Source organism: Amycolatopsis sp. NPDC039088 (assembly GCF_055598845.1).
In genome coordinates, this window is record NZ_JBVKAE010000026.1 from 19,089 (window position 1) to 34,931 (window position 15,843).

Genomic DNA, 15,843 nt, shown 5'->3' on the forward strand with positions numbered 1-15,843 from the left:
GTCACTTCTCCTTGTCTTCGTCGGCTTCATCGAGGTAGGCGCGCAGGGCGTCGGCGACCAGCGCCGACAGGGACGAACCCGACTCGATGGCACGGAACTTGACCTGCTTGATCAGCCCGACCGGCAGGTACACGTTGAACTGCTTGACCTCCTCGTCACCCATGGGTCGATGCTAGCACTCTAGGTTGCTAGCAAGCTAGGGTTAGTTCTCACCAGGCGTTTTCCGATTTGGTTGGCCTGCCGGGGTGTTCTGGGAACAAGGTCACAAACCCTGGCGGCCCGCCGGTCGCGCGGTAGCTTCGGAGTGGTGTCCACCACATTCACCGCCAGCCGCAGGACCGCGATCAGCGTGCTCGTGGCGCTGGGACTCGTCGGGATCGCGATGGTGTCGCTGGGGGCCACCGGTGGTCTGCCGTTCGCCGTCGAACCGGTGGCCGGTCAGCCGCTCGCGATCCTCGAAGAGGTCCCGGGACCCGAGACCGGCCCGACGTGCGCCGTCGACAAACGGTACGTCGACGAGGAGACCTTCGGCATGCGCCCGGACGTGGTCGACGCGTGGAAAGCCCTGCGCGCCAAGGCCAAAGCCCAGAACATCACCCTCTGCGTGAACGACGGCAAGCGCAGCCGGGCACAGCAGCAACGCGAGTTCGACAAGGCCGTCCAGCGATTCGGCTCGGTGGAACAGGCCAAGAAGTGGGCGTTGCAGCCGGAGACGTCCATGCACGTCAAGGGGATCGCCGTCGACATCCAGCCGCTGAATTCGGCGTCGTGGGTGGACAAGAACGGCGGCGCGCTGGGCTGGTGCCGCCGCTACGACAACGAGAAGTGGCACTTCGAGTACGACCCGGCCTACATCACCGGCGGCTGTCCCGCCCTGCTCCCCAGCGCCACCGGCAACTAGACGTCCGCGCGACGGTCGTGAGCGCCGCGTGTCGTCCGTCTGGGTACGCGTGTCGTCCGCTCACCCCCACGACTAGGGCGTGTTTCACAAGTCTGTTCGATGGGCTTCGTGATCCAGGTGGTTCCTGGCGGTGCGGGCGGATCGGCCTCGTACCGGGTCGTACTCGGCCGCATCCGCCCGTGCCGTCAGGGACCACCTGGGCGCGAAGACCGCGAACATGACTTGTGAAACACGCCCTAGGCCACAGCGAGTGTCTCCACCACATACTTCGTGGCCTCGGCGAGCAGTGTCTCGTCGTAGGGGGCGTCCTTGGCCGCCTTGCTCGACATGATCGCCACGACCATCGGCGCCCGGTGCGGCGGCCATACGATCGCGAAGTCGTTCATCGTGCCGTAGTCGCCGGTCCCGGTCTTGTCGGCCACGGTCCAGCCGGACGGCAGGCCCGCCCGGATCCGCTGGGCGCCGGTGACGTTGCGCTGGAGCAGGTCCCGGAGGAAGTCGCGCTTGTCGGCCGTCAGCGCGTCGCCAAGGACGATCTTCTGATAATCGGTGCCGAACGCGCGCGGTGTCGTGGTGTCGCGCGGATCGCCGGGGGTGGCCTCGGTGATCGCCGGTTCGAGCCGGTCCATCCGTGTGACGGTGTCGCCGAGGCCGCGGGCGAAGGCCGTCAGCTCCCCCGGTCCGCCGAGATCACGCAGCAACAGGTTGCCCGCGGTCCCGTCGCTGAATCGGACGGCGGCGTCGCACAGCTGGCGGATCGTCATCCCGGTGGCCACGTGCTGTCCGGTGACCGGGGCGTGCTTCATCAGGTCGCTCCGGGCATAGGTGACTCGGGTTTCCAAGTGCGACAACGGATTGCGCTGCAGGACGGCAGCGGCCGCGACCCCTTTGAACGTCGAACAGAACGCGAAGCGCTCGTCGGCGCGGTGTTCGACCGTGGCACCGCCCTCGGTGTCGAGCGCGTACACGCCGAGCCTGGCGTCGAACTTCTTCTCCAGCTCCAGCAACCGGTCGTGGAACTGCCGGGCGGTCGAAGGCGGCGGAGGCGGTGGCGTGGGAACGGACGGCTTCGCGGGCGGAGCCCCTCGAGTGCACGCGGCCAGCGGTACGAAGACCGCCATCCCCAGCAGCCCACGACGGGTGACGGCCGGACCCGGCGATGTCATCGTGATCCCTCCCCCTGATCACTTCGAACATAGCAACTTCTTGACCTTCGCCGGATCGGCCAAGCGGCCGACGCCGGCCCCTGGAATGCCCCCGGGAGTGTGCCTTCCCCCACTCGACCGGGCCACCATCCTGGTTACCGACGGGTAACCGGGGCTAGGGTGCGGTCAGGACTACCTCTACTTCAGGAGCATTCGTGGCCGCAGGAGCAACACCGCTCGCGCCGAACGCGCGGTCGGTACGCAATGTCGCCTTCGTCGAAGGGGTGCGAACGCCCTTCGGCAAGGCAGGCGAAAAGGGCATGTACGCCGGCACCCGTGCCGACGACCTCGTCGTCAACGCCATCCGTGAACTGCTGCGGCGGCATCCCGAGCTGCCGCCCGAGCGCGTCGACGAGGTGGCGATCGCCGCCACCACCCAGATCGGTGACCAGGGTCTGACCATCGGCCGCACCGCCGCGCTGCTGGCGGGCCTGCCGAAGTCGGTGCCCGGTTTCGCGCTGGACCGGATGTGCGCCGGGGCGATGACCGCGGTCACCACCACCGCGAGCGGGATCGGTTTCGGCGCCTACGACATCGCCATCGCGGGCGGCGTCGAGCATATGGGCCGCCACCCGATGGGCGAGGGCGTCGACCCGAACCCGCGCATCATCGCCGACAAGCTCGTCGACCCGACGGCGCTGGTGATGGGCCAGACCGCGGAGAACCTGCACGACCGGTTCCCCGAGATCACCAAGCAGCGCACCGACGCCTTCGCCGCGCGCAGCCAGGAGAAGTACGCCGAAGCCGTGAAGACCGGCAAGATCGGCCCCGAGCTGGTCCCGGTCGCCACCCGTTCGAAGGAACTGGGCTGGGGGCTGGCGACCGAAGACGAGCCGCCTCGCCCGGGTACCACGGTCGAGCAGCTGGCCGGGCTGAAGACGCCGTTCCGGCCGCACGGCCGGATCACCGCGGGCAACGCGGCGGGCCTCAACGACGGCGCCACCGCCGCGCTGCTCGCCGACGAGGACACCGCCCGCGAACTCGGCCTGCCGATCGGCATGCGGCTCGTCGGCTACTCCTTCGCCGGTGTCGAGCCGGAGGTCATGGGCATCGGCCCGGTGCCGGCCACCGAGAAGCTGTTCAAGCGCACCGGCCTGTCGATCGACGACATCGGCCTGTTCGAGATCAACGAGGCGTTCGCCGTCCAGGTGCTCGCGTTCCTCGACCACTTCGGCATCGCCGACGACGACCCGCGGGTCAACCAGTGGGGTGGCGCGATCGCCTGCGGTCACCCGCTCGCGTCGTCCGGGGTCCGGCTGATGACGCAGCTTTCGCGTCAGTTCGCCGAGCGCCCCGACGTGCGCTACGGCCTGACCACCATGTGCATCGGTATCGGCATGGGCGGCACTGTGATCTGGGAGAACCCGGCCTACAACGGCTCCGAGGGGGCGAAGTAATGACTTTCACCGCTGAGCAGGCGAAAGCCGCTTTCCCCGACGAGGTCGTCACGAACGCGGTCACGCGCCTGGTGAAGGTGCCCGGCCTTGAGAAGCCGGTCGCGCTGATCACCTTGGACAACGGCCACGACCACACCCGGCCGAACACCTTCGGCCCGCAGGGCCTGGTGAGCCTCAACGCCGCGATCGACGCCGCCTTCGCGGCCGAGCCCGCCGCGATCGCGGTCACCGGGAAGCCGTTCATCTTCGCCGTGGGCGCCGACCTTTCCGGTGTCGAAGCGGTCGCGGATCCCGCGCTGGCGCGGGAGATCGCGCAGACGGGGCACGATGTGTTCCGTCGTCTCACCGAGACCGAGATCCCGACGTTCGGGTTCATCAACGGCGCGGTGATGGGCGGCGGGCTCGAACTCGCGCTCTCCTGCCACTACCGCACGTTGTCGGAGAACACCCCCGCGATCGCGTTCCCCGAGGTGTTCCTCGGCCTGTTCCCGGGCTGGGGCGGTACGCAGCTGCTGCCGAACCTGATCGGACCGGACGCCGCGGTCACCGTGATCATCGAGAACGCGCTGGCGCAGAACAAGATGCTCAAGGTCGCGCAGGCGGCGGAGCTCGGCATCGTCGACGAGGTCTTCGGTTCGGCCGACTACCTCGAGCAGTCCCTGCTGTGGCTGGCGAAGGTCGTCAACGGCGAGATCACCCCCGCCCGCCGCGAGATCGACCGCGGCGCCGGCTGGGACGCCGCGATCGCCCGCGCCAAGTCCATTGTGGACGGCCGGACGAAGGGCGCGTCCCCCGGCGCGACCAAGGCCGTCGAGCTGCTGGAGCTGGCGCGCGAGAACGATCTGGACCGCGGCTACGCGGCCGAGACCGACGGGCTCGCCGAGCTGCTCATGGACGACACGCTGCGCGCCGGGCTGTACTCGTTCAACCTGGTCAACAAACGGGCGAAGCGACCGGCGGGCGCACCGGACAAATCCTTGGCGCGCAAGGTGAACAAGGTCGGCATCGTCGGCGCGGGCCTGATGGCCAGCCAGATGGCGCTGCTGTTCGTCCGCCGTCTCAAGGTGCCGGTGGTGCTCACCGACGTCGACCAGGAGCGGGTCGACAAGGGTGTGTCCTATGTGCACGGTGAGATCGACAAGTTGCTGGCCAAGAAGCGGGTCTCACCGGACGGCGCGAACCGGCTGAAGGCGCTCGTCACCGGCTCGCTCGACAAGTCCGCCTTCGCCGACGCCGACTTCGTGATCGAAGCCGTGTTCGAGGAACTGGGCGTCAAGCAGAAGGTCTTCGCCGACCTGGAGCAGTACGTCTCCCCCGAGGCGATCCTGGCGACGAACACCTCGTCGCTGTCGATCACCGCGATGGCGTCGCAGCTCGAGCATCCGGAGCGCGTGGTCGGTTTCCACTTCTTCAACCCGGTCGCGGTGATGCCGCTGCTGGAGATCGTCCGCGCGGAGAAGACCGACGACGCCACCCTGGCCACCGCGTTCGCGCTGGGCAAGCAGCTCAAGAAGTCGAGCGTGCTGGTCAAGGACGCGTCCGCGTTCGTGGTCAATCGGCTGCTGCTGCGGTTCCTCGGCGAGGTGCTGGTGACCGTCGACGAGGGCACGCCGTTCGACGTCGCGGACAAGGCGCTCGAACCGCTGGGCCTGCCGATGACCCCGCTGACGCTGATGCAGCTGGTCGGCCCGGCGATCGCCCTGCACGTCGGGGAAACCCTGCACGAGGCGTTCCCGGACCGGTTCACCGTCAGCGAAAACCTCGACCGCTTCGTCAAGGCGGGCAAGAAGGGCGTCTGGCAGTGGGATGACAAGGGCAACGCCACCGTCGATCCCGAGGTCGCGGAACTCTGGCAGCGCGGCGACTCGCCGTCGACGTCCGAGCAGGTGCGTGACCGCGCGCTGGCCGCGATCGCCGAGGAGATCCGGATCATGCTCGACGAGGGTGTGGTCGCCGAGGCGCAGGACATCGACCTGTGCCTGATCCTCGGTGCGGGCTGGCCGTTCTGGCTCGGCGGCATCACGCCGTATCTGGACCGGGCCGGGGTGTCCGAGAAGGTCAACGGCAAGCGGTTCCTGGCTCCGGGTGTGGCGAGCGTTCCGCTCTCCTGACCTCAGCGTGAAAGGCCACCGTCGGCGATCTCTCGATCGCAGGCGGTGGCTTTTCGCGTATTTCGCCGACTTTGTGGCACTTGCCCGCGATTTCCGGAACACTCACCCACACCTGGGTTTCCAGGTACTGGGGAAGAGAACACACTGGGAGGAACGATGAACAAGATCGTCGTGCGCGTGGGCCTGGGGGCCGGCGCGGCGGTTCTGGGAATGATGCTCGGAGCGGGTGTGGCGGGCGCTGACGACAGCGTCCGCATCACCGGTGACGAGACCGGCAGCGTCCGGATCACCGGAGTGGACAACCGCGACTTCGGTGTCACCCCGGCCAACCGGGACATGTAGCGGGGAACCCGGCTCTCCGGCCATCCGCCGGGGAGCCGGGCTTTCACCGCTCCCCGGAAGGCGGACAGGGCGGGGGCGTGACGTTCATCCGGGCGGCGAGCCGTGCGGGGTCGAGGACGTCGACCTTGTGCGCCTTGGGGAATCGCTGCCGCAGTTCGTTCGCCCACGCTTCGGCGTCGGTTCCGGCGACAGGTACGAGGTGCACGACCGCGGGAAGGGCCTCCGGGGTCGTCTGCTTCACCAACTCCGGCTGGCTCGCGAAGATCTCCTTGAACCGTTCGTAGGCCTGCTGCTTGGTCTCGGTCAGCACGCGACGCGCTTTCGGGTCGTCCCGGAGCCCTGCCGCGGCGGAGGTCATCTCCTGGTCTGTTCCGACGTACATGACCAGCTGGACCCCGCAGAGTTCCCGCTTGCCGAGCGCGGCGGGCGCGGTGTCCCGGCTCTGGGCCACCAGGTAGGCAGGCGTGGCGCCGATCCCGCCGAGCACCACAAGGGCCGTCGTGACGGCCGCGACGACCAGCACGGCACCGGCGCTGAGCACCCAGAGCGACCGGCGTGACGCTCTGGGTCTCCTTCTCTCTTCTTCCACAGGGACGATCATCACACGGCGCCGTCCGTTGGCCGTTCGGCCACCACCTGTTCAGCGAAGCTCTTTAGCGTGCCGCCGGTGAACAACGAAAATCCCGGCGTGGACCGGCGCGGTTTCCTCAAGCGGGCGGGCCTCGTGTCCGCGGCGGCCGTGGGCGCGCCGCTCGCCGCCACGGCCCCGGCCGAAGCCCTCGATCTCGAACTGGACCTCGACATCGATGTCAGACGACTCTTCGGCCGGGACCGCTACCGGTGGCTGGTGGGCGATCACCACATCCACACCCAGTACTCCTACGACGCGATGTACACAGTGGACGGAATCGCCGACGCCGCCCGCCGTCACGGTGCCGACTGGGCGGTGATCACCGACCACGGCCACGCCACGCACGAGAAGTCTTCGGTGGAGCGGACGAACGCCGCGGTCAGGGCGGCGCAGCGCGAGCACCCCGATATCCTGCTGTGGCAGGGCATGGAGTGGAACGTGCCGGGCGCCGAGCACGCGACGCTGTTCTTCCAGGCCGGCGCGGACCAGGCGGTGAAACTGCGTGAGTTCGAGCGCGCCTTCGACTGGCGTCTGACCGGAACCGAACCCGGTACGCCGTCGAACGAGGCCCTGGCTGTCGCGGCGATCCGCTGGCTCGCGGCCGAGGAACGCGCGCGGCGGATCCACGCGCCGGTGGTGGTGATCAACCATCCGCTGCGCAACGGCAGGATCGCGCCGCACGAGATCCGCGCGTTGCGCGACGCCGCGCCCGGCATCGTCATCGGGATGGAAGGCGCGCCGGGCGCACAGGCCGACGGTTTCCCGAAACCGCTCGGGAGCGGCGGTGGCGCGCGTGGCGGGTACGGCAACTCCCCCGGCTCGAACTCGTGGTCCGGCTTCCCGGAGTCGGCCTACCGCACCTACGGCGGCTTCGACTGGAGCACCGCGACCGTCGGCGGGCTGTGGGATTCCCTGCTCGCCGAAGGGAAGCCGTGGTGGATCACCAGCAACTCCGACTCCCACTACAACCGCGGCGACACGCTCGTGCGGCCCGGCGTCCCCGACGGGTACTACGACGAGCACGGTAACTACCCGGACCCGATCGACACCGGCGTCCCGCAGACTCTGCCCCCGTACGCGGACTTCGCCCCCGCCGAGTTCAGCCGGACCGTCGTCGGCGTGACCCGCAAGAGCCACGAAGGGGTGCTGGAGGGTCTGCGGGCAGGCCGGGTCTGGGTGGTCCACGGCGGGCTGGCGCAGGAACTGGAGTTCGGCGCGTACAGCGGCTGGAGCTCGGCCACCATGGGCGGAAGGCTCCGCGTCCGGCGCGGCGACGACGTCACGGTCGTGGTCTCGGCGCGGCTCGCGGCCCGGCCGAACGGCGGCGGCACGATCCCCCGGCTCGCACGGCTCGACCTCATCGCGGGACCGGTCACCGGCCCCGCGGCCGACCCTGACACCCAGACGGCCCCCGGCACGCGGGTGGTGAAGTCCTTCGAACCGCGATGGGCGCCCGGACGGCAGGTCGCCTTCCGGTACACCTTCCGCAACGTGCGTGAGTCGTTCTTCGTGCGGACCCGCGGCACGGACGGCAGGGAACACGTGCCCGGCGGCATCGAGCCGAGCGCCGACGTCATCGGGCGATCCAACCCATTCGAGGACCTGTGGCTCTACGGCAATCCGGTCTTCGTGGACGTCCGCCAGGCGTAGGGTTCGCCCATGCTTTCACTGAGCAGGAGACTGCTCGTGCGTTCGCTCATGGCCGCCCTCCGGTTCCTGCTCGGTCTTCCGGAACCTCTGCTGCGCCTGGTCGCCGGCCGCCCCGTCCGCCTGGACGGGCAGCGGCTGGCGACCAGTTCACAGGTACTGATCAAAATGTCCAGATTGGCGCCGTTCGACTATCCGCACCGCAACGGGAGCGTCGCACGGGCGCGGGCCGAACTGAACCAGGCTGGGGCACTGGCCGGCGCCGGGATCGGCGGGGACGTCCGCCAGTCCGATCACGTCTTCACCGGTCCCGCCGGGCCGGTGCGGATCCGGCTCTACGAACCGGCGGACGCCGCGTCGCCGGGTCCGGCGCTGGTGTTCTTCCACGGCGGCGGCTTCGTGCTCGGCGGGATCGAAACGCATGAGGGAGCGTGCCGCTACCTAGCCGAAGAGGCCGGGACGCGGGTGGTCTCGGTCGATTACCGGCTCGCTCCGGAACACCCGTTCCCCGCCGCCGTCGAGGACGGCATCGCCGCCTTCGCCCACATCCACGCGAACGCCGGCCGCTACGGCCTCGACCCGGCACGGCTCGCCGTCGGCGGGGACAGTTCCGGCGGCAACCTCGCCGCCGTCGTCGCGCACGCGGGCGCCCGCGGCGAGGTCGCGCGGCCGGTGTTCAGCCTCCTGCTGAACCCGGCGACCGACGCGTTCGGCACGCATCCGTCCCATGAGCTGTTCGGCCTCGGGTTCCGGCTCGACACCGAGGAACGCGCTTGGTACCGCGACCGCTACCTCTCGGACGAGACGCTTTACCGCGACCCGCGCGCGTCGGTGCTGTACGACGAACACGTCGCGGGCCTGCCGCCCACTTACATCGCGACGTCGGGCTTCGATCCCTTGCGTGACGAAGGGGAGGCCTACGCCCGGAAACTGGCCGACGCCGGTGTCCCGGTGATCCACCGTCGGCATCCCGGGCAGCTGCACGGCTTCGCGAGCCGGGCGGGCATCGATCCGTCGGCTCGGCAAGCCCTGCTGCACGCGGCCGGCGTCCTCCGAGCGGGACTGGCCCTCGCTCACCGCGTTTAGAGGACTGGTAAGGCGAATCTGACGTGTCGCGAAAGCCACTTGCAGGACGTCACATGTCCCGAAAGTGGCTTTCGCGACATGAGCAAGCGGGCGCCGACTCGAGGAAACGCGCACCGCGGAGTGCCGGCCACGACGCCATTGCCTTACCCCTCGGACCCGGGTTATGCATGAAGGAATCGGGACACTCAACGATGCTGTTGGTTTATTCGGGTGGGTCACGCGCCGAGGAGTTGCGCTAGACCGGCCGCAGGGGCGATCAGCTGCCCACAAAGAACCAACCCCATGCCTGAATGGGCCTCTTCTGATGGTCCGTGAAGGCCTCCTTCCCTACTTTGATGGTAGGACCCCGGCAAAGTCGGGACCGTGCAGGTCGGAGGCCTCTTGATCATGGCGCAGGCCGACGTCTATGAAGGAATTAGGACGTTGAGTGTCCCAATTCCTTCATAGACGCGGGGTCGCACCCGGTTGCGAAGCTTGATCAACAGAACTTCAGGGGCATGCCCCTGAACCTGGTGTACCTCGAGTGTGGAGGATTGGGGACGTTCACCGTCCCAAATCCTCCACACTCGGACCCCGCAGGCATCAGCGATGCCACATCCGAACCACCAAGAACAAGTGCCAACCAGCAACTCTGCGACTTTGCCGCAACCCTGACTTTCAAGGTAGGGAAGGAGGCCTTCACGGCACGCGGGCAGCGAATCGCAGGCTGGAGCGCCAACCCCAAGGCTCACCGCGTTTAGAGGATTAAACGCGGTGAGCGAGCGGTCAAGAGAGCGTGTCCGGGTCCGGCCCCAGCCGCTTCCCCTGCTCCAGGGTCGCGATCGCGGCGCCGTCGTGCGCGTCGAGCGCGAAGTCGAAGACGTCCATGTTCTCCGCGATCCGCTGCGGCGTCACGGACTTCGGGATCACCAGGTGGTTCATCTCGATATGCCAGCGCAGTACCACCTGCGCCGGTGTCTTGCCGTGCTTTTCCGCGATCGTGGTGATCTTCTCGTCGGAGAGCAGGTCCCCGCCGCGCGCCAGCGGACCCCAGGCCTCGGTGACGATCTCGTGCTTCTCGTGGAAGTTCCGGAGCAGCGGCTGTTGCAGCCACGGGTGGCACTCGATCTGGTTCACCGCCGGCACGGTCCCGGTCTCCTCGATCAGCCGCTCCAGATGCGGGATCTGGAAGTTCGAGACGCCGATCGCCTTGGCGCGGCCGTCGGAGGCGATCTTTTCCAGCGCCCGCCACGTTTCCACGTACTTGTCCCGCGACGGCAGCGGCCAGTGGATCAGGTACAGATCGACGTACTCGAGACCGAGTTCGCGAAGGCTGGTGTCGAAGGCGCGCAACGCCGAGTCGTAGCCGTGCTCGGTGTTCCACAGTTTCGTGGTGACGAACAGTTCCTCACGCGGCAGTCCGCTGGTGCGGACGGCCTCGCCCACACCCCGCTCGTTGGCGTACAGGGTCGCCGTGTCGATGGCGCGGTAACCGGCCTCGATGGCGGTGCGGACCGCGCCGACGACCTCGTCGTCGCCGATCTTGTACACCCCGAATCCGAGCTGGGGCAGGGACGTTCCGTTGTTCAGCCTGATGCTGGGGACCATCCTTGAACCGTAACCCCGGCGAGGGCTCAAGGCAGAGCGGGCAGGTGGACGGTCACCGAAAGGCCGCCGCCCACAACGGGTTCCGCGGACACCGTGCCACCGTGGGCGTCGACGGCGGCCCGCACGATCGAGAGGCCCAGCCCGGCGCCGGTGCGGGCGGTCCGCGCGACGCCCGCGCGGCGGAACGGTTCGAACAGCTCGGGTACCGCGGCCGGATCGAGGAGACCACCGGACGACCGCACCCGCAGCACCGACCACTGTGGACCGGCCTGGGTGACGACGTCCAGCCAGCCACCGTCGACGTTGTGCCGCACGGCGTTCTCCAGCAGGTTGCCCGCGATCCGTTCCAGGAGCGCGGGATCACCGAACGTCGGCGCGCCCGGGGTCGCGAATTCGACGCGGAGACCGCGTTTCTCCGCTTCGGCCCGCACCGCCCGCCACGCGCTCGCGACGATCACCGCGAGATCGACCGGCTCCCTGGCCGCCAGTCCCGCGCCGTCCGTGCGCGCGAGCAGCAACAGCGAGCCGACCAGCCGTTCGGCCCGTTCGGTCGCGTCGCGGACCACCTCGGCCATCCGCCGCAGTTCGGCTTCGTCGGCGTTTTCGTCGGACAGGGTGACGTCGAGTTCGGTGCGGATGACCGCGAGCGGTGTCCGCAGTTCGTGGCTGGCGTTCGCGACGAAGTGCCGTTGCGCGTCGAAGGCGGCCTGCAACCGGTCGAGCATGTCGTCGAAGGTCTCGGCCAGTTCGGCGAGTTCGTCTTTGGTGCGGACTTCACCGATCCGCTCCCCCATCGACTCGATCGAGAGACGCCTGGCCGTACCGGTGATCTCACGCAGCGGCTGCAGGACCCGCGCGGTGAACGTCCACGCGAGGATCCCCGCCGCCAGCACGACGAAACAGAACGCGACGGCGCCGAACAGCAGCACCCGGTTCCGCGAGTACACCCGCAGATGCTCGGTGACGGCGGAGGCGTCGACGTCGATCCCGTCGACCCGCACCGTGGTACCCGGCGGCAGTCGCGGAACGGCGGAAACCGCGTCGCCGACCAGATTCCAGGTCAGCCAGAGCAGCAGGACGCTGACCAGAGCCACCAGCCCGGTCGCGAGCAGCGTGACCCGCGCGCGCAGGCTGCGGGCGCCGGACAGGTTCACCCGCGTGCGGTCCCCTGCTCCGGCACTCGGTACCCGGAGCCGACGACGGTTTCGATGATCCCCGGCTCGCCGAGTTTCTTCCGCAACGTCATCACGGTGACCCGGACGGTGGTGGTGAACGGATCGGCGTTCTCGTCCCACACACGTTCGAGGAGTTCCTCGCTGCTGACCACCGAACCGGCGGCCGACAGCAGCACTTCCAGCACGCCGAACTCCTTGCGGGTCAGCTCGACCGGCCCGCTCGCGCGGCGGACGGTCCGCCTCGCCGGATCCAGTTCGACGTCGCCCGAGGTCAGCAGCGGCGGCGCGGCCGGGGTCGCCCGGCGACCCAGGGCCCGCACCCGCGCGACGAGTTCGGGGAACGCGAACGGCTTGGCGAGATAGTCGTCGGCGCCGAGGGAAAGGCCGTCGACACGGTCCGACACGGAACTGCTCGCGGTGAGCATCAGCACGCGGGTCAGCTCGCCGGACGCGACGATCTCACGGCACAGGTCGTCACCGGACATGCCGGGCAGGTCGCGGTCGAGCAGCACGACGTCGTACCGGGTGACGGTGGCCTTCTCGTGCCCGTCGTCCCCGGTGAGCGCGATGTCCACCGCCATCCCCTCGCGCCGCAGGCCGCGTGCGATCGCGTCGGCGAGGGGTTCTTCGTCTTCGACTACCAGAATTCGCACGACCCCACGTTGCCACATTTACCTGAGAGTGACCTGATTGGACTCAGCCGCAGCCTTACGCCCAGCGGAGGGCGAACCACAACCGCATCCGGATCTCCGGATCGGCCAGGTCCACGCCCAGTGCCCGTTCGATCTGGCCGATCCGGTGCCGGACGCTGTTGCGGTGCACACCCAGTTCGGCGGCCGTCCGGTCCCAGCCGCCGTGGTGCGCGAGCCAGGTCCGCAGCGTGTCGACCAGTTCGCGGTCGCCTTTCTCATCGAGTTCGCGCAGCGGCGCCAGCGCTTGGGCGGCGAATCCGGCCGCCGCGCCGGGGGCGATCAGCGCGTCCAGGCCGAGCCCGGACGCCTCCGCCACCACCGGCCGCTCCAACGCGGCCGCCCGCCGCAGCAGCAACTCCACTTCGGCGCCCGCTTCCGGGAGCCGCTCGGGCGGGACGGGCGAACCCACGACCGCCAGCCAGCCGTCGGCACGGAGCCGGTCGAGGTCCTCGATCTCGGGCGCCTCACCGACGATCGCGGTGAAGCGCGGCCCCGGCAGCAGCCGCACGAGCGGGGTGTCGAGCCGGGCGCGCAGCCAGTCGTAGCGCGCGGCGACCTCGTCGGGGCCCCGGCGGTAAGCGATCCCGGCGACCAGACGGCGTTCGTCCCCGCCGAGCACGTCGGTTTCGCCGAGCAGCAACGCGGTCGCGGTGGCGCCCAGTCCGGCCGCGTCCGAACCCGCGCGGCCCACCAGTCCGAGCAGCGCCGCCCCGACCGACAGGATCGAGCGGTCCGCGCCGTCGAACCGGGCGGCGCGGCCGACCACGACCAGATGCGACGCCGTCGCCTGCGGGTACACCGGTTGAGCGACGACGTGCGTGCCGTCGGCCAGTTCTGTCGTCGCGCTGCGGATTCCCCGGCCCGACCGCAGGGTGGCGAGCAGCTCCCCGACCTCCGGCGGCAACGGTGACGGGGCCCCGTAGTCGGCGGCGAGGATGTCGCCGACACCGACCATCGCCACCCATGCCCGTAGCCGCCCGGCCAGCGCGCTCGCCAGTTCACCGAGTCCGTCACCGGCCGCCCTGGTCAGCGCTTCGCGCGCGGCCGTGATCCGCCGTTGCTCCCGCTGTCCCGCCTCCGCCAGCGCGACCGACACCGCCCGGCTGATCGCCAGGAACGGCGTCCGCGGCGGGACGACCACCAGTGGCAGACCGTGCCGCGCGCACGCCGACCGCAACGGCGGGGGCAGCGTCTCGTGGGTCCCGGGCGTGAGCCCGAATCCCAGTGCCGAGATCCCGCTGTCGGTCAGCCGCCGGACGTAGCGGTCGACCTCGGCAGGCTCCACCGGCAGGTTCACCCCGGCGGTGAGCAGCAGCTCCGCGCCGAGCAGGTACGGCGCGGGGTCGCGTAACTCGCTGACGTGGGCCCAGCGCACCGGGGTGTCGAGCGCGCCCGGCCGCAGCGTCTCCACGACCGGGTCGAGTGCCAGTTCCGGGTTGCCGACCACCGCCCGTAACGGGACATTCACCTCGGAGCCGAGTGGATCGTGGGTTTGGGTCATTTCGTCCTCAACTGTACGCAACCTTGGCTGGATCATCCTATGTCGTTCACCAGGCGAACGAACCTACGGTGACCCGAACGAAGCGAACAGCCCAAGGCAAGGAGGACACCGTGGCCGGTGACTACGCGGTGATCGCGCTTTACATAGCGGGCATGATCGGGGTCGGCTGGTTCGGTCTGCGCCTGGCGAAGACCAAATCCGACTACCTGGTCGCGGGCCGCCGCCTCGGCTGGTTCATGTACTCGGGCACGATGTCCGCGGTCGTCCTCGGCGGCGCTTCGACGGTCGGCGGCGTGAAACTCGGCTACACCTACGGCATCTCCGGCGCCTGGCTCGTGATCGCGATCGGCGTCGGCATCCTGGTCCTGCACACACTGTTCGCGCGGCGACTGGTGAAACTGCGCGTCTACACCGTCGGCGAGATGCTCGACCTGCGCTACGGCGGTTCCACCAGCGCCATCTCCGGGGTCGTCATGTGGGCGTACACGCTGATGCTGACCGTCACCTCGACGCTGGCGTTCGCCACCATCTTCAAGGTCCTCTTCAACGTCCCGAGCTGGGCGGGTATCGCCATCGGCGGGTCGATCGTGGTGCTCTACTCGGTACTCGGCGGCATGTGGTCGATCACGCTGACCGACATCGTCCAGTTCGTCATCAAGACCATCGGTATCCTGCTGATCCTGCTGCCGGTCTCGATCGTCTCGGCGGGCGGCTTCGACGGGATGGCCGCGCGGCTCGACGAGAGCTACTTCGAGCTCACCGCCATCGGCGGCGACACGATCTTCACCTACTTCCTCATCTACAGCTTCGGCCTGCTGATCGGCCAGGACATCTGGCAGCGCGTGTTCACCGCACGCACCCCGGGGATCGCCACCGGCGGCGGTGTCGTCTCCGGCGTCTACTGCCTGGTCTACGGCCTCGCCGGCGCGCTGATCGGCACCGCGGCGAAGGCGCTGTACCCGAACCTCGCCAGCGCGCAGGACGCGTTCGCCACCATCGTCGAGCAGCAGCTGCCTGCCGGGATCCGCGGCCTGGTGCTCGCGGCCGCACTGTCGGCGATGATGTCGACCGCGAGCGGCGCGCTCATCGCCTGCTCCACGGTCAGCACCTCGGATCTGCTTTCCAAGCTGGGCCTCAAGAAGGCCGTCGACGAGGTCCGCAGGAACCGGGTCACCACGCTGATCCTCGGTATCGTCGCGATCGGTATCGCCATGGTCGTGGACGACGTGGTCAACGCGCTGACCATCGCCTACGACATCCTCGTCGGCGGCCTGCTGGTCGCGATCATCGGCGGACTGGCCTGGAAACGCGGTACCCGTCAGGGCGCGCTCGCGTCGATGGTCGTCGGCACGGTCGTGGTCATCGCGTTCATGTTCGTCGACGGCGTCGAAGCGAACAGCCCGATCTACTGGGGGCTCGGCTCCAGCCTCGCGGTCTACCTCGTGGTCAGCTTCCTGACCCCGCGCACCTCCGAGGAGATCCTCACCGTGTGGACCCGCCGCCTGAACGGCAGCGCGGTCGCCGAAGAAGAAGAGGCGAAACTCGCCGCTTCGAAGTCCTGAAACCCT

At 69.0% G+C, this 15,843-nt stretch carries 14 protein-coding genes; 7 read left to right on the plus strand and 7 right to left on the minus strand.

Features of this window, described 5'->3' with window-relative positions; all coding sequences use genetic code 11:
- Window position 1: 1 nt before the first annotated feature.
- Window positions 2–163: a CopG family transcriptional regulator gene (locus ACZ7KI_RS29200; RefSeq protein WP_465503539.1), complete on the minus strand. Its 162-nt coding sequence runs from the start codon at window positions 161–163 to the stop codon at window positions 2–4.
- 141 nt (window positions 164–304) lie between these two features.
- Here ACZ7KI_RS29200 and ACZ7KI_RS29205 point away from each other — a divergent pair, with 141 nt between their 5' ends.
- On the plus strand, window positions 305–901 hold the full coding sequence (locus ACZ7KI_RS29205) for a D-alanyl-D-alanine carboxypeptidase family protein (RefSeq protein WP_470276263.1): 597 nt from the start codon (window positions 305–307) through the stop codon (window positions 899–901).
- Window positions 902–1,137: 236 nt separating this feature from the next.
- Here the strand turns inward: ACZ7KI_RS29205 and bla are convergent, their stop codons facing one another.
- A complete protein-coding gene (gene bla, locus ACZ7KI_RS29210; RefSeq protein ID WP_470276264.1) occupies window positions 1,138–2,067 on the minus strand; it encodes a class A beta-lactamase in 930 nt (309 codons plus the stop codon).
- 194 nt (window positions 2,068–2,261) lie between these two features.
- On the opposite strand from bla, the gene ACZ7KI_RS29215 reads away from it, so the two are divergent.
- The 3 genes from ACZ7KI_RS29215 to ACZ7KI_RS29225 all read left to right on the plus strand — a co-directional run bounded on the left by ACZ7KI_RS29215 (window position 2,262) and on the right by ACZ7KI_RS29225 (window position 5,956).
- Window positions 2,262–3,503, plus strand: coding sequence for a thiolase family protein (locus ACZ7KI_RS29215; RefSeq protein ID WP_470276265.1), 1,242 nt, complete (start codon window positions 2,262–2,264; stop codon window positions 3,501–3,503).
- Window positions 3,503–5,614, plus strand: a complete 2,112-nt coding sequence (locus ACZ7KI_RS29220; protein ID WP_470276266.1) for a 3-hydroxyacyl-CoA dehydrogenase NAD-binding domain-containing protein — start codon at window positions 3,503–3,505, stop codon at window positions 5,612–5,614. The genes ACZ7KI_RS29215 and ACZ7KI_RS29220 overlap by 1 nt, the downstream gene beginning before the upstream one ends.
- Window positions 5,615–5,770: 156 nt before the next feature.
- A complete protein-coding gene (locus ACZ7KI_RS29225; RefSeq protein ID WP_470276267.1) occupies window positions 5,771–5,956 on the plus strand; it encodes a hypothetical protein in 186 nt (61 codons plus the stop codon).
- Between the two features lie 43 nt (window positions 5,957–5,999).
- Here the strand turns inward: ACZ7KI_RS29225 and ACZ7KI_RS29230 are convergent, their stop codons facing one another.
- On the minus strand, window positions 6,000–6,545 hold the full coding sequence (locus ACZ7KI_RS29230; RefSeq protein WP_470276268.1) for a permease-like cell division protein FtsX: 546 nt from the start codon (window positions 6,543–6,545) through the stop codon (window positions 6,000–6,002).
- 78 nt (window positions 6,546–6,623) lie between these two features.
- Here ACZ7KI_RS29230 and ACZ7KI_RS29235 point away from each other — a divergent pair, with 78 nt between their 5' ends.
- The gene (locus ACZ7KI_RS29235) at window positions 6,624–8,237 is read left to right on the plus strand and encodes a PHP domain-containing protein (RefSeq protein WP_470276269.1); all 1,614 of its coding nucleotides are present in this window, start codon (window positions 6,624–6,626) and stop codon (window positions 8,235–8,237) included.
- Window positions 8,238–8,246: 9 nt separating this feature from the next.
- Window positions 8,247–9,320 carry an alpha/beta hydrolase gene (locus ACZ7KI_RS29240; protein ID WP_470276270.1) on the plus strand — a complete coding sequence of 358 codons (1,074 nt, stop codon included), beginning with the start codon at window positions 8,247–8,249 and terminating at the stop codon, window positions 9,318–9,320.
- A 765-nt stretch (window positions 9,321–10,085) separates the two neighbouring features.
- Here the strand turns inward: ACZ7KI_RS29240 and ACZ7KI_RS29245 are convergent.
- Genes ACZ7KI_RS29245 through ACZ7KI_RS29260 form a run of 4 tightly spaced genes read right to left on the minus strand, consistent with a single transcriptional unit; the run spans window position 10,086 to window position 14,275 of the window.
- Window positions 10,086–10,907 (minus strand): aldo/keto reductase, encoded by an 822-nt coding sequence (locus tag ACZ7KI_RS29245; RefSeq protein ID WP_470276271.1) that lies wholly within the window; start codon window positions 10,905–10,907, stop codon window positions 10,086–10,088.
- A gap of 26 nt (window positions 10,908–10,933) precedes the next feature.
- A complete protein-coding gene (locus ACZ7KI_RS29250; protein ID WP_470276272.1) occupies window positions 10,934–12,061 on the minus strand; it encodes a sensor histidine kinase in 1,128 nt (375 codons plus the stop codon).
- Window positions 12,058–12,735, minus strand: coding sequence for a response regulator transcription factor (locus ACZ7KI_RS29255; RefSeq protein ID WP_465503548.1), 678 nt, complete (start codon window positions 12,733–12,735; stop codon window positions 12,058–12,060). Before ACZ7KI_RS29255 ends, ACZ7KI_RS29250 begins: the two co-directional genes overlap by 4 nt.
- Window positions 12,736–12,790: 55 nt before the next feature.
- Window positions 12,791–14,275, minus strand: a complete 1,485-nt coding sequence (locus tag ACZ7KI_RS29260; protein ID WP_470276273.1) for a PucR family transcriptional regulator — start codon at window positions 14,273–14,275, stop codon at window positions 12,791–12,793.
- 110 nt (window positions 14,276–14,385) lie between these two features.
- Between ACZ7KI_RS29260 and ACZ7KI_RS29265 the strand changes: the two genes are divergently transcribed.
- Entirely contained in the window at window positions 14,386–15,837 is a 1,452-nt protein-coding gene (locus tag ACZ7KI_RS29265) for a sodium:solute symporter family protein (protein WP_470276274.1), read from the plus strand.
- Window positions 15,838–15,843: the final 6 nt, after the last annotated feature.